Below are 25,727 nucleotides of genomic sequence, written 5' to 3'. Positions count from 1 at the left end.
GCATTATTAAAAAAGGGGCGCAAAGGTAGTGTATAAAATATTCCATTACCTTTTATTTTGATTATTTTTCTGATTATAAAATCAAAAAAAATTATAATTTAAAAACATTTATTGAAGTAAATTCACATTCTCATATTTCAAATTGGGCGCAAAATTAGATATTCTTCATGAGTTTCCAAAAGTATTCTACCAATTAACATATTTTTAACAAAGCACTGTATTTATAAGTAATAATAATAAAAAAAAGAACTATTCTATTTAGGATAGTTCTTTTTATTAAATTATTTATTATAAACTACTTATAGTTTATAAGTTGTTTAATTGCGCTTATTTCTTTGTATTTTTCGCGAGCTTCTCCTGCGGGAGATCCGAAGTAGGATTGTCCTCCTTCTAGGGACTTAGAAATACCGCTTTGGGCTAAAATCACTGATTTTTCACCTATTGTAATACCACTAATTATACCTACTTGTCCCCAAATGGTTACTTCGTTTTCTATCACTACACAACCTGCAATGCCTGTTTGTGAAGCAATGAGGCACTTCTCTCCTACTACTGTATCATGACCTATATGTACTTGGTTGTCGATTTTTGTTCCTTTTTTGATTGTTGTATCGGCAGTTACGCCCCTATCGATAGTGCAAAGGGCGCCTAGATCGACATTATCTTCTATTACTACACGTCCTGCTGATTTGAGTTTATCAAATCCATTAGGGCGTTTTTTATAGTAGAAAGCATCAGCTCCAAGTACTGTACCTGCGTGAATAGTTACATTATCACCTATGATACAGTCATCATATATAGTGACATTAGAATGGATGCAACAATTATTACCTATTACCACATTATTACCTACAAAAGCACCTGGTTGTATTATTGTATTTTCGCCAATGCGAGCTGAAGGAGCGATGAGATTTGTTGCTTTTTGGAAAGGTTTAAAAAAGTCGGTGAGTTTATTGAAATCACGAAAAGGGTCATCTGAGATTAAAAGAGCTTTCCCTTCAGGACATTCTACTTCTTTATTAATCAGTACAATGGTAGCCTTAGAGTGCAAAGCTTTTTCGTAATACTTAGGATGATCTACAAATACTATATCACCAGCTTGTACGACGTGAATTTCATTCATCCCAAGTACTGGAAAATCACTCGCTCCGACGTATTTCGCATTGATAATAGTCGCTATTTGTTCAAGAGTATAAGGTTGTGGAAAACGCATAATTAGTCTTTCATTCTTTCGACGTAAGTACCTTTTTCAGTTTCTACTTTAATGCGGTCACCTTCGTTGATGAAAAGAGGTACATTCACAGTAGCTCCTGTTTCTACAGTAGCAGGTTTGGTAGCATTGGTAGCTGTATTACCTTTAACACCAGGTTCTACATGTGTAACAGTAAGAATAACATTGGCAGGCATTTCTACAGAAAGAGGAGTCTCGTCTTCGGCATTGAAGATAACCATCACTGTTTCGCCTTCTTTAAGCAAATCAGGATAATCGAGCATATCTTTACGGATGTGTACTTGGTTGAAGTCGTCGTTATTCATAAAAACGAACTCATCACCTTCAGCATATAGATATTGGAAAGAGCGAGTTTCTACGCGTACATCTTCAATTTTGTGACCAGCAGAGAAAGTGTTGTCGAGGATTTTACCTGTGGTAACACTTTTCAATTTGGTACGCACAAAAGCAGGGCCTTTACCTGGTTTTACGTGTAGAAATTCAATAATTTTGTAGATATCATGATTGAAGCGAATGCACAATCCTTTTTTAATGTCTGCGGTTGTTGCCATTTATTGTATTTTAAGTTATTTGTTTTTAGTTTTAAGTTCTTAATCTTTTATTAATTCACCGTGATAGCCTTTCATAATACCATGTTGTGAACGACGGACAAATTGCAAAATTTCATCACGTTCCACAGTAGCTTCCATTTCGGCTTCTATATATTCCAAAGCGTGAGATGTACTGAGTTTTTTCTGGAAAAGTATGCGGTAGATATCTTGTATCTCACGTATTTTCTCGGTAGAAAATCCGCGACGATGTAAGCCTATAGAGTTTACCCCTACATAAGAGAGAGGGTTTCGAGCAGCCTTCACATAAGGAGGAACATCTTTGCCTACAAGAGAACCGCCAGTTACAAAGGCATAACTCCCGATAGAACAGAACTGATAGACAGCTGTCATACCAGCCATCACAGCACAATTACCAACAGTTACGTGCCCTGCAAGAGTAGTCCCGTTAGAGAAAATACAATTATCCCCAACAATGCAATCGTGAGCGATATGAGAGTAAGCCATTATTAGGCAGTTATTACCAACTACCGTTCTCATACGATCTACAGTACCTTTGTTGATAGTTACACACTCTCTAATAGTAGTATTATCGCCTATGTGAGTAGTGGTTTCTTCACCTTTATACTTGAGGTCTTGTGGAATGGCTGAAATTACAGCTCCAGGGAAAATTTTACAATTTTTCCCGATGCGTGCGCCCTCCATAATGGTTACGTTAGGTCCTATCCAAGTGCCTTCACCTATTTCTACATTTTTACTGATAGTAGTAAAAGGTTCAATCACTACATTCTTAGCAATTTTGGCGTCGGGATGGACATAAGCCAAAGGTTGAATCATATACTTTTATTTTACTTTAACAATTTGAGCCATTAGCTCAGCTTCGGTAGCTAACTTGCCATTTACATAAGCATAGGCTTGCATGTGGCAGATACCACGGCGAATAGGGGTTAGCAATTCTAATTTAAATATAAGGGTATCCCCTGGTACCACTTGTACTTTGAACTTCGCATTGTCGATTTTCATAAAGTAAGTGAGGTAGTTTTCGGGGTCGGGTACGGTACTGAGTATCAAGACGCCTCCCGTTTGAGCCATTGCTTCAATTTGGAGCACTCCAGGCATTACAGGAGCTCCGGGGAAATGCCCAACGAAGAAAGGTTCGTTCATTGTTACGTTCTTCAAACCTACAACGTGTTTATCGGAGAGTTCGAAGATTTTGTCGACCAACAAGAATGGTGGACGGTGAGGTAACAATTTCATTATATCAACAGTGTTGAGCAAGGGAGGTTGATTGATATCTATAGAAGGAACGTTGTTACGGCGTTCATTTTTTATAATCTTAGAAAGTTTTTTAGCAAATTGGGTATTAGTGAAATGCCCCGGCTTAGTAGCGATGACTTTACCACGAATGCGAGTTCCTACTAATGCCAAGTCGCCTATGACATCTAAAAGTTTATGGCGAGCAGCTTCGTTAGGGTAATGCAAAGTAAGATTATCAAGCACTCCATTAGGTTTTACTGAAATATTATCTTTGTTGAAAACCTTTTTGAGTTTTTGCATTGTACTATCGGAGATTTCTTTATCTACATAAACAATAGCGTTGTTCAAATCTCCACCTTTAATCAAACCGTGGTCGAGCAAGGCTTCAAGTTCGTGCAAGAAGCTAAAGGTACGAGCATCGGCTATTTCGGTTTTAAATTCAGAAAGTTTATTGAGGTAAGCGTTTTGAGTACCCAATATTTTAGTACCAAAATCTACCATTGTAGTTACTTGGTATTCTTCGGAGGGGATTAGGGTGATTTCGCTACCAGTTTCTTCATTCACATAGGTAACGACTTGTTTTACTACATATTCGTAACGATCAGCATCTTGAGGGGTTATGCCTCCTTTTTCTATAGCTTCTACGAAGTATTTAGAAGAGCCGTCCATAATAGGGGGTTCTGAAGAGTTGAGTTCAATAATGACATTATCCAAATCCATTCCTACGAGTGCAGCTAAGATGTGTTCACAAGTTTGGATTTTCACTCCTTTTTTTTCTAAAACAGTGCCACGTTCAGTACTTGATACATAGGTAGCATCAGCTTCTACTACGGGGCATCCTTCCAAGTCAGTACGCACAAAGGTAAAACCATTGTCTACTGGCGCTGGTTTAAGTACCATTTTCACTTGTTTACCGGTATGTAATCCAATACCTTCTAAGGTAATTTCTTTGGATAAAGTATTCTGCTTCACCATAGTATATTTAATTTATTTTATTTTCTAATTCTTCTAAGCGTTTTAGCAAGTTTGGCAACTTTCTAAAAATGACGTAAGCTTTGTTATATTCGGCGTGTCCTAGAGCAGGGGATCCTTGTATAGCTTCGTCGTCTTTCAAATTTCGACCTACGCCAGTTTGGGCTTGTATTTTGACGCGATTTCCGATGATTAAATGGCCTACAATTCCGACTTGACCACCAATCATACAATTTTCTCCTACTTTGGTAGATCCTGCGATACCTGTTTGTGCTGCAATCACTGTATTTTTACCTATTTCTACATTATGAGCAATATGTATTTGGTTGTCTAATTTCACTCCTTTTCGAATAATTGTAGATCCTAATGTAGCGCGGTCGATAGCTGTTTCAGCACCTATATCTACGGAGTCTTCAATGACTACATTGCCTATTTGTGGGACTCTGCTGAACTCTCCTTTTTCATTAGGTTGGAAGCCGAATCCATCGGCGCCTAATACGACTCCGCTATGTAGCATACAATCTTTACCTATTAGAGTTTCGGAATATATTTTACATCCTGCAAATATAATAGTATTATTTCCTATTGATGAGTTATCGCCTATGTAAGTGTTAGGATAGATTTTTACATTATCGCCTATTACTACGTTTTCACCTATGTAGACAAAAGCGCCTATATATACGTTTTGTCCTATTTTAGCAGATGAAGCTATAAATGAAGGTTGCTCTATTCCTACTTTATTCATTTTCACTTGATTGTAGAACTCTAAGAGTTTGGTAAAAGCTGCATAAGCATCATCCACTCTCACTAAGGTTGCTGATATTTTATCTTCAGCCTCAAAGTCCTTATTTACAATCACTATGGATGCTTGAGTAGTATAGATAAAATGTTTGTATTTAGGATTTGCCAAAAAAGATATACTCCCTTCACTTCCCTCTTCAATTTTTGAAAGTTTATAGACTTCAATTTGGGGATTTCCTTCTACTTCACCACCGAGTACATTGGCTATTTGTAATGCTGTAAATTTCATTTAATTAGTTTATAATCAAAACGATATAGGGCTATATTTATATATTTTTACCTTGCAAAAAGGTTATTTTTCGCAACAAAAGTATAAAAATTATTTTATATAACACTCATTTTACTATTTTTTTTCTCTATTAGGTAATTTTACCTCCTCGCTTTTCACCCTATTTTGGATAGCAAATATAGTATCGTTCGGTTACTTGTGAAAGAGGTTCTAAGTTGATAGCTTCAGAGGTTTTACTAAGCTCTACTACTCTACCGTTTTTAGTGAGTATTTTTATAATTTCTTTTTCGGGGTTGTAGGCTCTATTAGTCATCACACCTGTAAAGACAAAGTATTTCATATCTTTTTCATCTATTCCTTTAGCAAGTGACAATTTCTGCAGCCTCTTTATCTTCTGTTCTTCAAAATCGTTTAAGCGGACTTTTATTTTCGGCAAATCGCGGTTGAGTAACATTTTGCTAAGTTTAGAAAGAACTATATCGGGGTGGAACTGCCATTCTTTCATTGCTGAAATGATATCGGTATCGTCTAAACGTGCAAACATTTCAAGCACTTCTTGTGAGAAGTTCTCTTTGGATATTTTGTTTTTCACAAAGAAAGCTAAAGCTGTAGACATTGTAAGTTTTTGACCTTGTTGCTCCAGCTCTTTAGCACGTTTGAGCAACCTGATAAGTATCTGCTCGGCTGCAACGCTAGTTTTGTGCAGATATACTTGCCAATACATCAAGCGGCGAGCTATCAAAAATTTCTCTACTGAGTACAAACCTTTTTCTTCGACTACTAATTCGTCGTTACGGACATTGAGCATTGAGATAAGGCGTTCAGAATTGATATTTCCTTCGGCAACTCCTGTATAGAAACTGTCACGTTTGAGATAATCGGCTCTATCCATATCCAACTGTCCCGAGATAAGTTGATGCATAAACTTACGTGGGTAAGTACCTTGAAATATCGCTATAGCCGTCTCTAACTTGCCATTAAACACCTTGTTAAGTTCTTGCATAAAGAGAAGTGAGATTTCTTCGTGCGAAATGCCCTCGACTATACTATGCTCCATAGCGTGAGAGAAAGGCCCGTGACCTATATCGTGTAACAATATGGCAATATAGAGCCCCTCGGCTTCTTTATCAGAGATTTGGACACCTTTAAAGCGCAACATTTCGACTGTTTTCTGCATCAAGAACACACAGCCAAGTACGTGTTCAAAGCGGGTGTGTTTAGCTCCTGGAAATACCAAATAGGACAGCGCCATTTGATTGATACGCCTGAGTCGTTGAAAATAAGGATGTTCAATGATATCGAACACTAAAGTGCTAGGAATATGAATAAACCCATAAATAGGGTCGTTGATAATTTTTAGCTTATTTCTTGACCGCATTGTACTGTTTGTTTTTTAACCACTCGGCAGTAGCTTGATAAGTACCAATACAAGCATCGGCTTGTTCTTTGTTCAAGTTATTTTCTTTTACTTGTTCATAAAACAAAGGATACTCTTGTGAAGGTTGTTCAGCTTCTTTGTGCAAACTGTATTGAGTAGTTTTTCTCAAAGGTGATATAATCGTGAGTTTATCGGGGGTTAAGTAACCTAAATCTTGATAAGTAGCGATATAGGCACGCGGTTGATAGCCTTCTTTTAGTACATCTTGTCCTATAAACTTAGAGGTATAATTGAAGTTTAACAAACCGAAAACAGTAGGCATCACATCTATTTGCGACATCATCACATCTATTTTTTTAGGAGTGATAAAATCGGCGACAATGAAACAAGGGATGCGATAGCCATCTAAAGGCAGTTCGGTACTACCTGCACTTGATGCACAATGGTCGGCTACAATCACAAAAATAGTATTTTTATACCATTTTTGTTGTTTTGCCATCTCAAAAAATTGTTTGAGCGCATAATCTGTATATTTTACCCCCCCTGCTCTACTCTTTTCGGTAGGAGGAATATCAATTTTACCTTCAGGATAAGTAAATGGACGGTGATTGCTAACAGTCATCCAATGATTGAAGAATGGTTTGCCAGCTTTAGCTTGTTCATTCATCACCTTTATAGCTTTGTTTGCCATATCTTCATCGCAAACACCCCATATATTAGAAAATGTTACTTCTTCAGGAGTAAAGTTTTTGTTATCTATAATATCGTAACCATTACCGCCAAAGAAATCCTTCATATTATCAAAATAACTATCGCCTCCATAAAGATATTTCACATCATAGCCTTTACTTTTGAACACGCTTCCTGTGGTAAACTTATCTTTATTGTCTTTACGCTTCACTACACTTTCACCTGGAGTAGGTGGTATACAAAGGGTTAAGGCTTCTAAACCTCTCACTGTACGGTTACCTGTAGCATATAAATTAGTGAAAAACAAGCTATTATTAGCTAAACTATCTAAAAAGGGTGTACGGTTATCGGTATTACCATACATTGTAAGGTATTCTGCCGAAAGACTCTCTATTGAAATAAGGAGCACATTGCGGTGTACCTCAGTAGTATCGCCTACAATCTGGCGTTCGAGCGCAGGAGCATTGAGTTGTTTGAGCACAATGCTTTCAGCCTCTTTTTCTGGCAAGGTAGGATAAAACTGAAAGAAATCTAACTCACTATGGGTAAAGGCATAATAAAACTTATATACGCCATTACTTTGTATTTCCTGAGCAAAAGTATTCTCGGCACTGATGGTATCAAGTCGTGGCAAACTCCACATTCCTACAAGAGCAAGCAATAAATAGACTATTAATAATGCTGCTTTTTCTAACAGTGTAGGGATCGTTTTTAAAATACTCTTAGTTTTTATAAACAAGAAAGTTGTAAGTGCCAATACTACTACAAAAACAGCAGAAAACAAGGGCACTACAGGGTAGCTTTCCATTATATTCCCTATCACCTCATTGGTATAGATGAGATAATCTACCGCTATAAAGTTGTAGCGGATACCAAATTCATTCCAAAAGAAATACTCGCTTACTGCATTCATCACTATGGCAAATACATAGATTGCTAACGTTATGAAATACAGAATATTGCGCAACTGTATTCTATATTTAGGGAAGAAGAGCAGAAGAGCAAAACAAAAAGCTTTAAATCCAAAGAAAGCTAAGGCAATCTCGGGAAGAACTCCTCCATATTGTGCAAAAATATTATTAGGATAAAATTGTATGTAGAGTAGTATGAGAATAAAAATACCTAAAATGATTCCTCCATAAGGTTTTTTATACTTTACATTGGCAATAAAAATGAGGTAGATAGCCAGAATACTACTTGCCAACAATATAGTAAAGACATCGGATATCAAGCCTATAGTAATCATTTTCACCACACTTCCTGCGGAGAATGTAGAGGTTGTAATAGGGTGTAACATAAAAATGATTCGCATGACGAATGATACGAGAAGATATAGCACTGTTATATAGGCAAAAGGCTTTATTTTTTCTAAAAAGGATTTCATAAATTGTTTTTTAGTTATTAGCGTTGTATTTGGTATTTCCTTTTAAAAAAAGAAACGCCTTAAAAAGACTTCATAAGGCGTTTCATCTTTAATATAGAAAAGATTTTTATTTTATTGATTCGTATTGAGCATAATAGGCATAGCCAGCATTAACACTTTCTCTCCCTCATCAAGACCATCTACAGGAGTGATGAGTCCGGCACGATTTGGCAAGGACATTTCTATTAAGATTTCATCAGAGTCTAGGTTATTGATCATTTCTTTCAAGAACTTAGAGTTGAAGCCTATTTCTAGATCATCTCCCTGATAGTTACAAGTGAAGCGCTCTTCACCTTTATTGCTATAATCCACATCTTCAGCTGAAATTACCAAGCTAGAACCTGCTACTTTCAAGCGTACTTGGTGAGTGGTTTTGTTAGAAAACAATGACAAACGGTTGATAGAACTATAGAATTGTGAACGATTTAAGATTAGTTTATTAGGATTTTCTTTAGGGATTACCGCGTCATAGTTAGGATATTTACCATCTATAAGGCGGCAGATAAACTCCATATCGTCAAAAGAGAATTTTGCATTGCTTTCATTGTATTCGACAGTTACTTCAGTTTCACTTCCTGCTAAAATACCTTTGAGAATGTTCAATGGTTTTTTAGGCATAATGAAATCGGCAGCATCATTTGCTTTGATGTCTAAGCGTTCGTATTTCACTAATTTATGAGCGTCAGTGCCGACGAAAGTAAGTCCATTTTCGCTAAATTGGAACAAAATACCACTCATTGTAGGACGCAAATCGTCATTTCCTGCTGCGAAAATAGTTTTCTGTACAGCTGTAGCCAAGACATCGCCTAACATTGTTACTTTGCTAGCTTCGGGTAAAGTTACAGGGCGAGGGAATTCCTCTCCATCTAAGTAAGCTAAAGTATAATTACCTGTAGTAGAACTAATTTCTATTACATTATTTTCTTTTACCAAAAAGGTAAGAGGCTGCTCTGAAAAGGTTTTAAGAATATCTATTAATAATTTAGCTGATACGGCTATACTTCCTTGAGAGTCTGACTCCACTTCCAAAGTACCTCTTACAGTGGTTTCCAAATCGGAAGCCGAGATAGTTAAAGAATTGGTAGATAGTTCAAACAAAAAGTTATCGAGTATAGGCATGGTGTTGTTGTTATTAATAACACCACCAAATACTTGTAACTTTTTCAATAGGTAAGAACTCGATACTATAAACTTCATATTTTTTATTTATTTTAAATGACAAATCACACCCCTTTACGGAGTAATAATGGCAAAAGTAGTAATAATATTTATTACGACCAAATATTTTGGGATATTTTTTATCTGGCGAATTATCAATGATTTTTTGAGTTCTCGGAGAATCTTGGAGAAACGCAAGGAAAATTGATTATTAGATTTTGAATAACTAAGGCACAGATAAAAGTTATAATGTACACAGGTTGTAATTGAAATACAATTAATTTTATTGATTACTCAATGGTTTGCATTTCTACTAATCGTTTGTACATTCCATTTTTTTGTATTAGCTCGGTATGAGTACCTTGTTCTATAATACGTCCTTTTTGCATCACCACAATCAAGTCGGCATTTTGTATGGTTGAGAGACGGTGTGCTATCACTATAGAGGTACGGTGTTTCATCATATTTTCTAAAGCATTCTGCACCAAACGTTCGCTTTCGGTATCGAGTGCGGATGTTGCTTCGTCGAGCACCATTATAGGTGGATTTTTCAGTACGGCACGGGCAATGCTCAAACGTTGTTTTTGACCTCCACTGAGCTTGCTGCCTGCATCACCTATGTTAGTGTCAAAACCTTCGGGCAAGTCGTTTATAAACTCATAGGCATTAGCTATTTTGGCTGCTGTTATGAGCTCCTCATCGGTAGCATCGGGTTTGCCTATTAGTAGGTTGTTCTTTATAGTATCATTGAAGAGTATAGAGTCCTGCGATACTACCCCTATGAGCTTGCGCAATGAAGCCGTTTGCATATCTTTCACATCCACTCCATCGATAAGAATTGCCCCTTCGTTTACATCGTAAAAACGAGTGATTAGGTTGGCAATAGTACTCTTACCACTACCTGACTGACCTACCAAAGCTACTGTTTTTCCTTTGGGTACTTCTAATGAAAAATTGGTAAGCACGGGCTGTTCGGCATAAGCAAATGTAATATCTTTCAGACTGATAGCAGTAGTAAAATCTTTCATTACCACAGCGTCTTTTCGTTCTTTGATAGGATTCTCGTAATCGAGTATTTCTAAGATACGTTCAGCGGCAGCATTTCCTCGGCGCATATCGTACGAAGCCTTGCTGATAGCCTTAGCAGGGGTGAGAATATTGTAAGCCAATCCCATAAAGGCAATGAACTGCGTTCCTTCCAAAGTCTTGTCTACCAACACTAAAGAACCTCCAAACCACAACAAAATAGCTATCATTAAAATACCGAGGAACTCACTCATAGGAGATCCTAAGTTTTGCCTATTCATTACCTTGTTACTCAGCCTATTAAACGTTTGACTCGATTCTCCAAAACGTTTTGAGAATATCTGTTCGGCATTGAAAGCTTTGATTATACGCAATCCTCCTACAGTTTCTTCTATCAACGATAAGAATCTACCTTGTTCTTGCTGTACTGCTTTAGAGTTTTTTTTCAGTGATTTTCCTATTTTAGAAATCACAGCGCCAGCTATGGGGATAAACACAAAGGTAAAAAGAGTGAGTTTCATACTGATCCCTAACATCACTAAGATAGAAAATATGATCGTAAGAGGTTCACGTATAAAAGCTTCTATTGCTGATAGCATTGAGTTTTGGACCTCGTTTACATCGCCTACCATACGCGACATGATATCGCCCTTGCGTTGTTCTGAGAAAAACGCTATTGGTTGGGTTATAATTTTTTTATAGAGGTTATCTCGCAAATCTCTCAGTACTCCGTTTCTCAAATGCGTAATAAAAAACGAGGCTAAATAGCTAAACAAATTTTTGAGTAAGAAAAGAGAGATTACTAAAGCAATAACAATCCCTAATGCCCAAATTGTATTTTCTCCTGCAATGCTTCCTACTTTGTAGTTTAGATAAGCTTTTCCATAGCTTCCTAATTCCAACAAATTTCCTGAATACGTAGGAGCTTTGGTTATTGATTGTGTTTTTCCAAAAAGCACATCTAACATTGGAATCAATGCAACAAACGACAAGGCACTGAAAAGCGAATAGAGTATATTGAAAAATACATTCAAAAATGCCTGTCGTTTATAGGGCAATACGTAAGGGATAAATCTCTTTAGTTTCATTCTTATTTTTTGTATTTTTTAACGGTTTCGTCCCTTCTTAACTTTTGATTATCAGTATATACAAATTCAGGAACAAAATAGATTTGGCGAGGTACTTCATACTTCAGCATATCCTTATCCATATAGATATCGTGAGCTAAAGTAGGATAATCTTTTTCATCGCCTTGGACATATAACACAGCGCGTTGTCCTAATTCATCATCAGGTTCTTTGGTTATAAAATAATCTCCTTTGATATATTTTTTGATTTTTCGCTCCACACTTTCTGGGAATACTTTAAATCCACCTGAGTTGATGATGTTATCAAAACGTCCTAACCATTCGAATTCGCTATGAGAGATGAGTTTTACCATATCATTAGTAATGACGGGGTGATCGGCAATCAAAGGAGCATTGATTACCAAGCAATTACGATCATCTTGTGTGAATATGACATTAGGCATCGCTTTGTAAGTAGTTTCGTGTTCCTCGGTATGATTTACCTTTCGCATTGCTATATGTGAAATAGTTTCAGTCATCCCATAAGAAGAATATACTTGAGTAGAAATGTTCTGTAGCTTAGCTTCTAAGTCACCATCTATAGAGGCACCTCCTAAGATTACCTTTTTGACACGAGGCAAATCGGTAAGTGATTTTGCAGCTTGTAAAGGGATCATTGCACAGAAGTCATAATCTTTACTAGTAAGAGATAGAGGCATAGAGGAAGGTCTAATGATATCTATGTGTAAGCCTAAAACAATAGCACGAATAAGCATCATTTTACCTGCAATAAAATCGGTAGGCAAACACAACAAAGCGCGATCTTTAGGAGATAGATTGAGATATTCGCCTGTTGCTAAAGCGGAGTTTACCATACCTTGTTTTTTGAGGTGAATTTGTTTAGGAACACCTGTAGAGCCTGAAGTTGTAGCTTCTATATAATCTCTGTCGTCAAGCCAATCTAATAGGAATCTTCCTACCGATTTACGATAAGGCAATCCGTCCTTTACGTAGGCTACAGCCAAAATAATCAAACGTTCTCTATCAATAGGAAAACCATTGATTCTAAAATCTTTATGTACAAATTTATAGTCTATTTCTTCCATATAAAAATAAAATTATAGTTTAGATAGCAATTGCAAAATTACGATATTTAAACGAAATGCACAAAATTAAATAGAAATATTAGAAAATTTTTCCATTTAGATTTATAAAAGGGATACTTTAAGCTAAAGCCTCAGGTTGTCTTATTCTGTAAAATGTTTTTTGTTTAGAAAAAAGTACTGATTCTCGAGTAAAAAACAGAAAAAAACGTATCAACTTTTATTTTGTACTTTTCAGCTGTTTTTGAGTGTTTTACGGAAATGGAAGTAAAATATTTTGTTTATTTTTTGTATTTATATCAAAAAATATTTTTAATTTTACCGCATCAAATTCATATATTATGTACCAATTAGACCGCATAGATTTAAAAATTTTAGATGAACTGCAAAAAGACAGCAAGCAATCTGTTAAGAGTTTAGCTGAAAAAGTAGGATTATCTATTACACCTGTTCACGAGCGCATTAAACGGATGGAAAACACAGGTGTTATTCAAAAATACGTTGCAGTTGCCGACCCTAAAGCTCTTGGAAAAAGGTTAGTAGCTTACTGCCAAGTAAAGCTTTTGAGACACAGCGGTGAATTATTTGAAGAATTTGAAAAATACATAAGCGGACTTGATGAAGTACTTGAAGCTTCTTATATGGCAGGGGGCTATGATTTTCTTCTAAAAGTTATACTTAACGACATGGAAGATTATCAGAAATTTGTGGTACAAAAACTCTCTAAAATGGAAATTATTTCTAACATTCAAAGTTCTTTTGTAATTCAACAAATCAAAAATACCTCTCTGATTAAAAGTATAAACGAAGAAATTGAAAAAAAATAATCTAGAAAATGCACATAGCTATCGCAGGAAATATAGGTGCAGGCAAAACGACCCTTACCTCCCTATTAGCTAAACACTATCAATGGGAAGCACATTTTGAAGATGTGGTAGACAATCCCTATTTAGATGATTTTTATCATCAAATGGAGCGCTGGAGTTTCAATCTTCAAATCTACTTTCTCAATAGTAGATTTCGTCAAATTCTTGACTTCAGAGAAAAGGGCAATGACATTATTCAAGATCGTACCATCTATGAAGATGCGCATATTTTTGCGCCTAATTTACATGAAATGGGTTTGATGACTTCACGTGATTTTGATAACTACAAATCACTATTTGCACTGATGGAACGCCTTGTTCTTCCGCCTGATTTACTTATTTACCTAAGGAGTTCAGTACCTAACTTAGTAAGTCAAATACAAAAAAGAGGTAGGGAATATGAGAATTCTATCTCTATAGATTATCTCAATCGTCTTAACCAGCGATATGAACAGTGGGTAAAAGGCTACACTAAGGGCAAATTACTGATTATAGAGGTAGACGACATTGATTTTGTAAACAATCCTGAAGACTTAGGTTATATTATCAATAAAATAGATGGAGTTCTCTACGGATTGTTCTAAAAGCAAAAAAGACACTCATTGGAAAAGAGTGTCTTTTTTATCTTTTTATATTGTACTAAAAGAATTTATTAACATGGAAAGCAACTAAGCCATCAATAGGTTTTCTAAGTACAGTTCCTAACTTAAGATTGTTCTCAGCCAATACTTCTTCCAAAATATCTTGGAGGAAGAAAGCGATACTACCTACAAAGTTGATAGGCACTTCGTAGCGATCTTCATATTGAGAAATCCAGTGGTCTACAAATAGTTGCATACCTTTTCTCACCATATCGCGGCAATATTCGTGATTTTTGTTTTCAACCACAAATTTTGCAAAAGTAGCCAAATAACTATTAGGGTTAGGCATTTTGTACAAGTGGTTTTTAATCACATCTGAACCTAATTCATATTGGTTTTCAAATTTTTGTACAAGATCTGATGGCATTTTCTTGAAGTAATAGTCGATAATCAAACGTTTGCCATAGAAGTTTCCACTTGATTCGTCCATCAAAATATAGCCTAATGAATCTACTGCTTGGTATAATTCTTTACCATTCCAATAAGAGCAGTTAGCTCCTGTACCTAAGATACATACAATAGCTTTATCAGTAGGGGCTGTAGTAGCGAATACAGCAGCATAAGTATCTTCTTTTACTTCTATTTTAGCATTTTTGAAGATAGTTGCTAAGCTACGTTCTACAAAGTAACGGATGCGCTCAGTACCACAACCAGCACCATAGAAATAAATTTCGGATACTGAATTTCTATTTTCAAACAATTGATAATTGGTGGTAATACGCTCTACGAGAATTTCTTCTGTAAGTACTTCGGGGTTCAACCCTAAAGTTTGCGTAAAAAATATTTTTTCACCTTTGCTATTTAAGGCAGTCCAATCTGCCTTAGTAGCACCACTGTCTACAATTAAAATCATATCGTTTCGGTTTTTAAATTATTATTATTTTATTAAAAAAAGGTGAGTTTACCCCTAAGTTGGGCAACTCACCTTTTTTAAGAATTACAATTTAGCAACGTGTTGTGCTAAATCTACTAATTTGTTTGAATAACCAGTTTCGTTATCGTACCAAGAAACTACTTTGAAGAAGTTAGCACTCAATCCGATACCAGCTTTAGCATCGAAAATAGAGGTATTTTTGCAACCTACGAAGTCTTGAGAAACTACAAGGTCTTCAGTGTATCCAAGGATACCTTTCAATTCACCTTCAGATGCTTTTTTCATAGCAGCGTTGATTTCTTCAAGTGTAGTTGATTTTTTAGTACGGAAAGTCAAATCAACCACTGAAACGTCGGCAGTAGGAACGCGGAAAGCCATACCGGTAAGTTTACCATTGAGTTCAGGGATTACTTTACCTACAGCTTTAGCAGCACCAGTGCTTGAAGGAATGATGTTGCAAAGAGCAGAACGTCCACCTCTCCAATCTTTTTTAGAAGGACCATCTACTGTTAATTGAGTAGCGGTTGTAGCGTGAACTGTAGTCATTAAGGCTTCTTCGATACCGAAGTTATCGTTCAATACTTTAGCGATAGGCGCCAAGCAGTTGGTTGTACAAGAAGCGTTAGACACGATAGTATCAGTAGGTTTTACTGATTTGTGGTTTACACCCATTACAAACATAGGAGCATCAGCTGATGGAGCAGAAATTACTACTTTTTTAGCACCAGCATTGATGTGAGCTTGAGCTTTTTCTAAAGTGGTGAAGATACCAGTACATTCAGCAACTACATCGGCGTGTACTTCATTCCATTTAAGGTTGTTAGGGTCTTTTTCAGCAGTGATACGTACTACTTTACCATCTACTACTAAGTGACCATTTTCTACTTTCACGTCACCTTTAAAAGTTCCGTGAACTGAGTCGTATTTCAAAAGGTAAGCGATGTAATCTACATCTAAAAGGTCGTTAATACCAACGATTTCTACGTCGGCTCTTTCATAAGCAGCACGGAATACTAAACGTCCAATACGTCCGAAACCGTTAATTCCAATTTTTACTGACATAATTCTGTTAAATTTAATTTATTCGTTATTTAATTTCAAATTTTTTACGTTACTAAGTTGCCATTATTTCGGCTACACGGAGGAGTTCCATATCGATTTTAGAACTACCTTTGATAGCTTTTTCAAGCGGAGTGAGTTCCATTTTATTGTTACGGATACCCACCATATAGTTAGATTTACCTTCAAGGAGTGATTCTACGGCTTTAACGCCCATACGGCTTGCTAAAACGCGGTCGAAACAAGAAGGAGCACCTCCACGTTGCATGTGACCTAATACAGATACACGTACATCGTAATCGGGGTGATGTTGTTCTACGTATTCTTTAAGTTCAAATACATTTTTACCAATTTTATCACCTTCGGCTACTACCACTAAGCTAGAAGTTTTACCTGTGCTACGGCTTTTTTCCAAAGATTCGAGTAGTTTTTTGAGCCCTATATTTTCTTCAGGAATCAAGATTTCTTCAGCTCCTGCTCCTACTCCAGAGTTGAGAGCGATATGCCCTGCATCACGACCCATTACTTCTATGAAAAACAAGCGGTTGTGAGAGCTTGCGGTATCTCTAATCTTATCGATAGCTTCGATTACAGTGTTGAGGGCAGTATCATAGCCTAAAGTAAAGTCGGTACCATAAATATCATTATCGATAGTACCTGGGATTCCCATTACAGGGAAACCAAATTCTTTGTTGAACAAGAGCGCTCCAGTGAAAGAACCATCGCCTCCTATTACTACCAAAGAATCTACTCCTGCAGCTTTTAGTTTTTCGTAGGCTACTTTGCGCCCTTCAGGAGTTCTAAAGTCTTTAGAGCGGGCAGATTTCAAGATAGTACCCCCTCTGTTGATAATATCGCGAACGCTACGAGCGTTCATTGGTTCGAAATCGCCTTCTATCATTCCCTGATAGCCGCGATATACACCTACCACTTCAATATTGTGGTATGCACAAGTACGTACCACTGAACGAATGGCGGCGTTCATACCAGGAGCATCTCCTCCTGATGTTAATACTGCTATTTTCTTTACTGACATTGTCTGTTTTTAATTTTTCGCCTCAAAAGTACAAAATATTTTTGATATGGCAATAATTTTATGTTTTTTTTTAACACTAAAAAATATAACTATTTATCTTTTTAGAAGTTAGGAAATAGGAAATAGAAATTAGGGATTAGGAGTTATTATATTTTTTTAGTGCATCAGCTAATATGTGAATGGCTTTTACTATTTTCTCTTTTTCAAGCACATAAGCTATACGCACTTGATTGCGCCCTAACCCTTCGGTAGCATAAAAACCTTCGGCTGGGGCTAACATTACAGTTTCGTTATTCACTGAGAAATTATCTAAAAGCCATATACAGAAGTCTTCTGCATTCTCTACGGGCAATTCGGCAATGCAATAGAAAGCCCCTTTGGGCATTGATACACGAACACCTTGTACTTTTTGGAGTTCCTCGATGAGCACGTTCCTACGCTGAGTATATTCCTTTAACACCTCTTCAAAATAGGTTTCGGGTACATCAAAAGCACGTTCTGCACCTATTTGAGAATAGGTGGGGGGAGACAAGCGAGCTTGTGCGAACTTCAAGATAGATTTCATCACCTCTTTATTCTTAGACACTACCCACCCGATACGCGCTCCGCACATACTGAAACGCTTAGATACAGAGTCTATCATTATAGCATTTTGTTCAATACCTTCAACTTGCATAATAGAATAATGGGTAGCTCCATCGTACACGAACTCGCGATATACCTCATCAAAAATAAGGAAAATATCGTGTTTTTTGGCTATTGCTGCCAATTGCAAAATTTCCTCTTTAGAATATAAATATCCTGTAGGATTTCCTGGGTTACAGATGAGAAAGGCTTTAGTTTTAGGGGTTATCTTTTTCTCAAATTCTTCTATAGGAGGCAAAGCAAAATTATTATCAAAAGAAGATGTAATAGGTACACATATAGCATCAAAGGCTTCTGAAAAGCTAATGTAATTCGCGTAGTAAGGTTCGGGAATGATAATCTCATCATCGGCATTGGCAACAGTAGCAATTACATAGGTAAGCGCTTCAGATCCACCATTGGTGATGATGATATCATTACTATTAACCTTAATATCGTGTTTTTTGTAGTACTCCACCACTTTTTCTCTGAGAGAGTTGATACCCTCACTTTTGGTATATTCCAATACCTTAGGGGTAAAATCTTTTACTGCCTGAATAGCTATTTCAGGGGTTTTAATATCGGGCTGACCGATATTAAGGTGGTAAATAGTTTTCCCTTCCTTAGCCGCTTTTTCAGCATAAGGAGTCAATTTCCTAATCGGCGATTGAGGCAATATTTGTGCTCTATGTGATATTGTAGGCATAAGTTGATTTATCAATTAGTTAATTAACAAATTAGCCAATTTATCAATTAATAGACAAATCGGCTAATTATATTATTTTTTTGCCACTAATTCAGCTATGCGAATAATCACTTCGGTAGCTTTTTCGAGGTTTTCAACGGGAACAAATTCGTATTTGCCGTGGAAGTTATGTCCACCTGCAAAGATATTAGGACAAGGCAAGCCCATAAAGCTAAGTTGAGAACCATCGGTACCACCGCGGATAGGTTTAGTTATAGGGGTAATACCTAATTCTTTCATTGCACGTTCAGCTACTTCTACAATATGCATTACGGGTTTGATTTTTTCACCCATATTGTAATATTGGTCTTTTATTTCGGCTACTGCCACATTAGGGATTTGTTTGTTCAAATCGTCTACAATTTGCTGTACTACAGCTTTGCGTTTGTTGAAAAGGTCGCGGTCGTGGTCGCGGATGATAAGCTGTACTACTGTATTTTCTACATCTCCAGAGATATCGGTAATGTGATAGAATCCTTCGCGACCTTCGGTGCGAGCAGGAATTTCATCGGCTGGTAGCGCATTGATAAATTGAGTAGCGACGAGCATTGAGTTCACCATTTTGTTTTTAGCAGTACCTGGGTGTACGCTTTTTCCTTTGAAATGAATTTTGGCTCCTGCTGCGTTAAAGCTCTCATATTCAAGTTCGCCAATTTGTCCGCCGTCCATTGTATAAGCCCAATCAGCAGCGAATTTTTTCACATCGAATTTATGAGCTCCACGACCTATTTCCTCATCAGGGGTAAAGCCTACACGTATTTTTCCGTGTTTGATTTCGGGGTGTTGCACGAGGTATTCCATAGCGGTTACGATTTCGGCAATACCTGCCTTATCGTCAGCTCCCAAAAGGGTAGTTCCATCAGTTGTGATAATGGTATTGCCTTTGTAGAGCAACAAATCCTCAAAATAAGAAGGTGATAATACGATATTTTGTTCTTTGTTGAGGACGATATCACCTCCATCGTAATTTTCTACAAATTGTGGATTTACGTTTTCACCAGAGAAGTCAGGAGAGGTATCGAAGTGAGAGATAAAGCCAATGGTAGGTACTGGATAATCTACATTTGATGGCAAAGTAGCCATTACATAGGCGTTTTCATCTACTGTTACATCTTGCAAACCAATGGCTTTCAATTCTTCTACCAATAAGTTTGCCATATTCCATTGTTTTTCGGTACTAGGGGTTGTTTCACTCTCAGGATTAGATTGAGAGTCTATTTTTATGTACTTAATAAAGCGGTCTACTAAATTTTTCATTATATTATAGTTTTTAGTTATTTTAGATATTAATAAGTTTCTAAGGATAAAGGTTCGAAAGTTTTTAATAAAGGGTGTTCTGCAAATTTCAAAATAGTTTTTACTTTTGTTTCATTAGTGAGGTTGAGGATAAACTCTTTGAAGGTATTTCCTGCCAAATATATTCCTGTAGAAAAATCTACCAAATAAATAGGGCATTCTCCCTTATCATCCCGATTTCTACTATCCCAAAACACAACCTCTCCATTTTCACTAAACAAAAAAGGTTCGGCATTAGCTAAGCGCTCTTTATTATCTGCTTCTTGTTCGATAAATAACATATCTGGATATTCCTTTAGATACATCTGAAAGATACTTTTCCAATATGCATTTCTGGATTCCAAAGCATCGCAATAAGAGGAATTTTCACCCAATGGGATATAGGTAAGAAATAAACCTAACAATCTACCAAAGCCTATTTCTTGAACAAACTGCAAATAAGAAGGGGGAATTTCAAAACTTCCTATTTGGGTGATATTGCGGGCTGTTGTTAAGTTAGCAGCTGATATGTTTAAAAGTTCTTTATACATTTATTTTTACCCTTCATAAACATCTCTTTGCCATTTTCCTCCTATAAACTCCCTATTGGCACACTCCCCATAATCAAGGTCAAAAACATCATTGAGAGTAGGGTCAGCTTTTACTAGTTCTTCCAAAGGCACCATCTTCCAATCGAGTTCTCCTAAGGGAAGGAAAAACCAATAGCCTTCTTTATCGTGTATTACATCTACAATTGGATCTTGACTTTCTAACCAAGCCGAAGTTGTAAATACGGGACGGAGTTTGTCTTCTCTAAATTTAAAATCGGCATTTCTATCTAAGAGCGGTTGCAAGTAGATCAAATCTTCTCTAAAACCTGTTTCATAAGGAAATACACCTTTGTCGTCAGGCCATATCAATTGTAATGCAGGGAAGTCGGCTGTTTGGTAATAGTTGATTGCTTGTCCAAAATAATCAGGTATATTACGCTTGTCTACTGTTAAGAATTGTACAGGGTGTTTTTCTAATACGCCGCGATAATTCTTACCTATTTCTATAGATTTTCCTTTTTTTACGCCTTCAAACGCTACCGTATTGAGTAGGGTATGGAGTATATCTATGGGCATTCCTAAAGTAATAAGTTCAGGGCGTTTGTAGTTTTTCCACAAACCTACTGTATAAGCAAAAGATGGCAAATAATCAGTTTGAGGTACCATTATCACCCCAAAGCCATACTTTTGAATATCATCTACCAATTTGTCTATGTGTTGATTTGCCAACGTGTTAATTTATTGATTTACTAATCTTCTAATATTTTCTTGCGTCTCAACTCGAAGTTTCTTCCAAGGTATACTTTTCTTACCATCTCATCGGCAGCTAAATCTTCAGGCACACCTGATTTGAGGATTCCTCCTTCAAACATCAAGTAAGTACGATCGGTAATGGCAAGAGTTTCTTGCACATTATGGTCGGTGATAAGAATACCTATATTTTTATTTTTGAGTTGTGCTACAATGCGTTGGATATCTTCTACTGCAATAGGGTCTACCCCAGCAAAAGGTTCGTCGAGCAATATAAAATTTGGACTAGTAGCCAAAGCACGGGCAATTTCGGTACGGCGGCGTTCTCCCCCTGAGAGCAGGTCGCCACGGTTTTTGCGGATATGCCCCAAGCTAAATTCATCAATCAACTCATCGGTTTTGCGTTGTTGTTCCGCCTTAGAGAGTTTGGTGAGCTGCAACACACTTTTGATATTGTCCTCAATGCTCAACTTTCTAAATACCGAAGCCTCTTGTGCCAAATAGCCAATACCGCTTTGGGCACGTTTATACATAGGGTAATTGGTAATATCGGTATTATCTAAGAAGATAGTACCGCCGTTGGGTTTGATGAGTCCCACTATCATATAAAAGGAAGTAGTTTTTCCTGCGCCATTAGGCCCTAGGAGTCCGACGATTTCTCCTTGGTTTACTTCTAAAGAGACGCCTTTAACGACCTTTCTTCCTTTGTATATTTTGATGATGTTGTTTACTACTAATTTCATATAGTTAAAACGAAAAGCGATAAGGCATTTCGTTGAGTTCTGTTTCTAAATCTACCCAGTCGTGCACTTCGGTTACGATGCTATATACCATTTCCTCGGTGAGCACTTTCCCTTCATAAAGATCTGTAATAGTTTGTTCGTTCATCACTTCTTGTAAGAAGCCTTCATCACTGATATAATCTATAGCCCATTCTTTATATTTGCTCGGGTTGGTAGTGATTTGTTCAAATTTATCAATATGTTCTTCCACAGGAAAGTTTTCTACGCATTGCCACGTTTCACCATCCAAAGAGTATATCACGAAAGGGATATCACTTTGAGAGAAATTTTTGCGATAGTAGGGCAAAAATACTTTGGGGATGCGTTTTTCGAAATCGCGGTTATCGCCTCCTTTGCTGTCTTCGGCACTAGAAGAGGGAACTATCAAGCAGGCTTTATCAATAAAATAGAACGACAACGAAGTGCCATCTTCATCTTCAAAGCCGTGCCCCCACTGGGCTTCATAGCCATCGTATTCTTCTTCATTGGCTTTGTAGTAGGTGTGATAAACTTCAAACTCGTGACCACAAATAATCCAGTCTAACACGGCTCTGCCTTTGCAAAGCTGTTTCAACGTTTTCACGTTGGGTAAGTGCTGTAAGTAGGTATTACAATCCATTAAAAAATATTAAATTACCTTGTTTTGTTCTTTTTTTAAAACATAAGCTGAAATAAAAATACTTATTTCGTATAGGAGCATAATCGGTATTGAGACGATTATTTGGCTAGCTACATCGGGTGGGGTGATGATAGCAGCTATTATGAGTACTACTATCAAAGCGTGACGCCTATACTTGCGCATAAAATCAGGGGTTACAACTCCTAATTTGGTAAGAAAATAGATGATAATAGGCAGTTCAAAAACAATGCCACACGAAATGACAGATGATCGTACTACTGAAATATACGAATCTATATCTATTTGGTTTTTCACCTCAGGACTTACCGAGTAAGATCCTAAAAAGTTCACTGAAAGTGGTGTTATAAGGTAATAGCCAAACAATACACCTATAAAAAACAGCAAAGAAGCAATGAGGATAAAACCTCTAGCCAACTTACGTTCATTTTCATACAGTGCTGGACTGATGAATTTCCAGACTTCATAAAGCACATAAGGAAATGCGATAATCACTCCTGCCCAGATAGACGTCCAGATATGAGCTGAGAACTGTCCTGCCATTGTACGGCTTTGGATGGTAAAGGGAAGTTGTTCAGTACAAAAATCACTCTCAAAACCCAAAAAGTGTCCTATTTTACAGAACATTCTATAAGTGAAAAAATCGCCATTTTTAGGAGCAAAGATTATTTGAAAGATAAAATCCTTACAGATAAAAGCTACAACTCCCACTATTAAAACGGCTATAGTAGAGCGTATTAGATGCCAGCGCAAGGCTTCCAAATGGTCTAAAAAGGACATTTCATCTTGTGATGCTCCCATTGTGAGTGTATTAATTTCTTTTATATAACAAATTTAATGGCGCAAAGATAAAAAATAATTCATAATTAGCAATTATTGGTCATAAAAAAACTGCTTGGTTTCCCAAACAGTTTTTTTACTTATTCAAACATTGTTATTCCATACTCACTACTATGAACTCGCTACGGCGGTTAGCTTGATGTTCTTCTTCGGTACAAGGGACGCCATTAGAGCAACCATTTACCAAACGAGTTTCGCCATAGCCTTTAGCTGTTAAGCGTTTGCGTTCAATACCTTGTTTTACTATCCATTCAAGGGTTGATTTTGCGCGTCTATTGGACAAGGCTAAGTTGTAAGCATCTGAAGCGCGGCTATCGGTATGTGAACGGATATCGATTTTCATCTTAGGATATAGTTTCATTACTTCTACTATCTTAGCTAGTTCTATTTCGGCATCAGGGCGTATATTTGATTTATCTAAATCAAAGTAGATTTCTTTGATATCAAAGACTTGGGCTAAGTCAGTATTTTTAGAGATAACAACTTCTCTTGGTTTAAGGTATATTTCGCAGAATATTTCATCTTCTTTATTGTTATTTACTTTAATCTCAGCAGTTTCATATTTTTCTTTTTCACCACGTAGGTAGTAATATAATTCTTTACAATCAATTTGGTTAAATGCGAAACTTCCGTCTTTTTCAGAGTTTTGTTTAGAAACTTCTTTCATTGTTCTATCGGAGAGAACTATAAGACCTTCTGGGATTATTTCCTTAGTTTTGGCATCTTTAAGGACACCTTTAAGAGTTTTTTTGCAATCAAATGGTAAAGGTTTTTCTTCTAAGAAGCTATAGATGTCATCTTTTCCTTTTCCTCCAGGGCGATTAGAAGTCAAGAACCCTATTTTAGAGTCGGTATCTATAATAAAGCAAAAGTCGTCATCGGCACTATTACCAGGGCGCCCTATATTTATAGGTTTAGTAATAGGATTACCTTCTTCATCTAATTTCACTGCGAAGATATCTAAACCACCTAAGCCAGGGAAGCCATCAGAAGAATAGTACATTACATTATTTTTAGAGATAAAAGGGAAAGATTCACGACCTGCAGAATTAATAACATTTCCTAAATTTTCAGGTTTTCCATATTTATTACCATCTAGTATTTGAACACGGAAGATATCAGAACTTCCTAAAGATCCTCCCATATTTGAGGCGAAGTACAAATACTTTTCATCAGGGCTAAGGGCAGGGTGAGCGACGCTATATTGATCGCTATTGAAAGGCATCTCTATTACATTATCCCACTCACCATCTTCATTTTTAGTAGCGCGAAGAATTTTTAAAAGGATGGTATTATTTTTATCAGTTCCTAACTTTTCATTCACATAGTTATTACGTGTAAAATAAATTGTTTTTCCATCTTTAGTAAAAACGGCAGTTGATTCGTTGAATTTTGTATTAATTGTAGCTGATAAGGATTTTTTATTAGATAATTTTTGTTTATCACGATCGGCTATATAAAGGTCATAGAATCCTTCGCCTGTCCATTGAGAAACTCCTCCTTTAGAGATTTTTCCGCTAGTAGCAGCAGCAAATACAAGTTTATCGCCATAGAAAGCGGGGCCATATTCAGAGTATTCTGTATTTAGGGCTATAGGGTTCAATTTAAATCTTCCTGAATTAGCTTGAATTACTTCTTGGTAATTTTTATTTTCTTCAAAAAGAATAGCACGAGTATCTTTATCACCTGTAAGTTCTACAAATTTTGCCATGATTTTATCGGCATCATCATACTTACCGACTGATTTTAAAACTTGTGCATAACGGTAATAATACTCAGGTTTAATGCTGTATTTTGGGTTTTCAAAGAGTTGTTTATACCAAGGGAGGGCTTTTTTGTATTCGGCATTGTAGTAATAGGAATTTCCTAAACTTTCAAGCATTTCTTGGTTTACAAATCCTTTCTTGGCAATACTTTCGTATATTTTAATAGCATCTACATAAGCAAAGTTTTTATACATTTGATTTGCTTTTTCTAATTCCTTTTCAGGTTGTGCTAATAGCACTTGTGCACCACATAACAATGCGAAAATAAAACTTAATAATCTCATTTTTTATACTTAAATAATTAAAAAATAGGGTTTAAAACTTAAAAAAGTGATTAGGTCACACTAAAAGAATCGAGGAGATACGATTTTTTTATAGGTTTTTAGCAATTCGTAACG

Annotated in this window: 23 protein-coding genes; 2 read left to right on the top strand and 21 right to left on the bottom strand. The window is 36.5% G+C overall.

The window, feature by feature from the left end; genetic code table 11:
* Positions 1-295 precede the first annotated feature (295 nt).
* From Q0162_RS12305 to Q0162_RS12260, 10 genes are all read right to left on the bottom strand, one after another.
* Positions 296-1,213: a UDP-3-O-(3-hydroxymyristoyl)glucosamine N-acyltransferase gene (locus tag Q0162_RS12305; protein ID WP_297892212.1), complete on the bottom strand. Its 918-nt coding sequence runs from the start codon at positions 1,211-1,213 to the stop codon at positions 296-298.
* 2 nt (positions 1,214-1,215) lie between these two features.
* Complete coding sequence (gene efp / locus Q0162_RS12300; protein WP_015782806.1) at positions 1,216-1,782, bottom strand: elongation factor P; 567 nt, start codon at positions 1,780-1,782, stop codon at positions 1,216-1,218.
* 39 nt (positions 1,783-1,821) lie between these two features.
* Positions 1,822-2,616: an acyl-ACP--UDP-N-acetylglucosamine O-acyltransferase gene (lpxA, locus tag Q0162_RS12295; RefSeq protein WP_096089171.1), complete on the bottom strand. Its 795-nt coding sequence runs from the start codon at positions 2,614-2,616 to the stop codon at positions 1,822-1,824.
* Positions 2,617-2,622: 6 nt separating this feature from the next.
* Complete coding sequence (locus Q0162_RS12290; protein WP_297892205.1) at positions 2,623-4,011, bottom strand: bifunctional UDP-3-O-[3-hydroxymyristoyl] N-acetylglucosamine deacetylase/3-hydroxyacyl-ACP dehydratase; 1,389 nt, start codon at positions 4,009-4,011, stop codon at positions 2,623-2,625.
* 7 nt (positions 4,012-4,018) lie between these two features.
* Positions 4,019-5,038 carry a UDP-3-O-(3-hydroxymyristoyl)glucosamine N-acyltransferase gene (lpxD, locus tag Q0162_RS12285; RefSeq protein ID WP_297892202.1) on the bottom strand — a complete coding sequence of 340 codons (1,020 nt, stop codon included), beginning with the start codon at positions 5,036-5,038 and terminating at the stop codon, positions 4,019-4,021.
* A 160-nt stretch (positions 5,039-5,198) separates the two neighbouring features.
* The gene (locus Q0162_RS12280; protein ID WP_297892200.1) at positions 5,199-6,416 is read right to left on the bottom strand and encodes an HD domain-containing protein; all 1,218 of its coding nucleotides are present in this window, start codon (positions 6,414-6,416) and stop codon (positions 5,199-5,201) included.
* On the bottom strand, positions 6,400-8,490 hold the full coding sequence (locus Q0162_RS12275) for an LTA synthase family protein (RefSeq protein ID WP_297892198.1): 2,091 nt from the start codon (positions 8,488-8,490) through the stop codon (positions 6,400-6,402). Before Q0162_RS12275 ends, Q0162_RS12280 begins: the two co-directional genes overlap by 17 nt.
* Before the next feature lie 111 nt (positions 8,491-8,601).
* Positions 8,602-9,726 (bottom strand): DNA polymerase III subunit beta, encoded by a 1,125-nt coding sequence (gene dnaN / locus Q0162_RS12270; RefSeq protein WP_297892192.1) that lies wholly within the window; start codon positions 9,724-9,726, stop codon positions 8,602-8,604.
* 251 nt (positions 9,727-9,977) lie between these two features.
* Entirely contained in the window at positions 9,978-11,801 is a 1,824-nt protein-coding gene (locus tag Q0162_RS12265; protein WP_297892190.1) for an ABC transporter ATP-binding protein, read from the bottom strand.
* A gap of 2 nt (positions 11,802-11,803) precedes the next feature.
* On the bottom strand, positions 11,804-12,886 hold the full coding sequence (locus tag Q0162_RS12260) for an AMP-binding protein (protein ID WP_297892188.1): 1,083 nt from the start codon (positions 12,884-12,886) through the stop codon (positions 11,804-11,806).
* Between the two features lie 338 nt (positions 12,887-13,224).
* On the opposite strand from Q0162_RS12260, the gene Q0162_RS12255 reads away from it, so the two are divergent.
* Positions 13,225-13,710: an Lrp/AsnC family transcriptional regulator gene (locus Q0162_RS12255; RefSeq protein ID WP_297892187.1), complete on the top strand. Its 486-nt coding sequence runs from the start codon at positions 13,225-13,227 to the stop codon at positions 13,708-13,710.
* An 8-nt stretch (positions 13,711-13,718) separates the two neighbouring features.
* Positions 13,719-14,333 carry a deoxynucleoside kinase gene (locus Q0162_RS12250; protein ID WP_297892184.1) on the top strand — a complete coding sequence of 205 codons (615 nt, stop codon included), beginning with the start codon at positions 13,719-13,721 and terminating at the stop codon, positions 14,331-14,333.
* A gap of 55 nt (positions 14,334-14,388) precedes the next feature.
* On the opposite strand, the gene Q0162_RS12245 is transcribed toward Q0162_RS12250, so the two are convergent.
* The 11 genes from Q0162_RS12245 to Q0162_RS12195 all read right to left on the bottom strand — a co-directional run bounded on the left by Q0162_RS12245 (position 14,389) and on the right by Q0162_RS12195 (position 25,613).
* Positions 14,389-15,243: a hypothetical protein gene (locus tag Q0162_RS12245; RefSeq protein WP_002681680.1), complete on the bottom strand. Its 855-nt coding sequence runs from the start codon at positions 15,241-15,243 to the stop codon at positions 14,389-14,391.
* An 84-nt stretch (positions 15,244-15,327) separates the two neighbouring features.
* On the bottom strand, positions 15,328-16,326 hold the full coding sequence (gene gap / locus Q0162_RS12240; RefSeq protein ID WP_002681668.1) for a type I glyceraldehyde-3-phosphate dehydrogenase: 999 nt from the start codon (positions 16,324-16,326) through the stop codon (positions 15,328-15,330).
* A gap of 52 nt (positions 16,327-16,378) precedes the next feature.
* Positions 16,379-17,359 (bottom strand): 6-phosphofructokinase, encoded by a 981-nt coding sequence (gene pfkA / locus Q0162_RS12235; RefSeq protein ID WP_002681653.1) that lies wholly within the window; start codon positions 17,357-17,359, stop codon positions 16,379-16,381.
* A gap of 136 nt (positions 17,360-17,495) precedes the next feature.
* A complete protein-coding gene (locus Q0162_RS12230) occupies positions 17,496-18,689 on the bottom strand; it encodes a pyridoxal phosphate-dependent aminotransferase (protein WP_002681679.1) in 1,194 nt (397 codons plus the stop codon).
* Between the two features lie 72 nt (positions 18,690-18,761).
* The gene (gene pepT / locus Q0162_RS12225) at positions 18,762-19,985 is read right to left on the bottom strand and encodes a peptidase T (protein ID WP_297892179.1); all 1,224 of its coding nucleotides are present in this window, start codon (positions 19,983-19,985) and stop codon (positions 18,762-18,764) included.
* A 29-nt stretch (positions 19,986-20,014) separates the two neighbouring features.
* The gene (locus tag Q0162_RS12220; RefSeq protein ID WP_297892177.1) at positions 20,015-20,554 is read right to left on the bottom strand and encodes a hypothetical protein; all 540 of its coding nucleotides are present in this window, start codon (positions 20,552-20,554) and stop codon (positions 20,015-20,017) included.
* Between the two features lie 6 nt (positions 20,555-20,560).
* Positions 20,561-21,283, bottom strand: a complete 723-nt coding sequence (locus tag Q0162_RS12215) for a DUF4262 domain-containing protein (RefSeq protein WP_297892174.1) — start codon at positions 21,281-21,283, stop codon at positions 20,561-20,563.
* A gap of 20 nt (positions 21,284-21,303) precedes the next feature.
* Entirely contained in the window at positions 21,304-22,047 is a 744-nt protein-coding gene (gene lptB, locus Q0162_RS12210; RefSeq protein ID WP_297892171.1) for an LPS export ABC transporter ATP-binding protein, read from the bottom strand.
* Positions 22,048-22,051: 4 nt separating this feature from the next.
* Entirely contained in the window at positions 22,052-22,705 is a 654-nt protein-coding gene (locus tag Q0162_RS12205) for a hypothetical protein (protein ID WP_297892169.1), read from the bottom strand.
* Positions 22,706-22,714: 9 nt separating this feature from the next.
* Entirely contained in the window at positions 22,715-23,524 is an 810-nt protein-coding gene (gene tatC / locus Q0162_RS12200; RefSeq protein WP_297892167.1) for a twin-arginine translocase subunit TatC, read from the bottom strand.
* A 133-nt stretch (positions 23,525-23,657) separates the two neighbouring features.
* Positions 23,658-25,613, bottom strand: coding sequence for an OmpA family protein (locus Q0162_RS12195; RefSeq protein ID WP_297892164.1), 1,956 nt, complete (start codon positions 25,611-25,613; stop codon positions 23,658-23,660).
* Positions 25,614-25,727: the final 114 nt, after the last annotated feature.

Origin of the sequence: uncultured Capnocytophaga sp. (assembly GCF_937936315.1) — a bacterium.
Taxonomy (GTDB): domain Bacteria; phylum Bacteroidota; class Bacteroidia; order Flavobacteriales; family Flavobacteriaceae; genus Capnocytophaga.
This window is presented reverse-complemented; position numbering and strand designations above follow the sequence as displayed.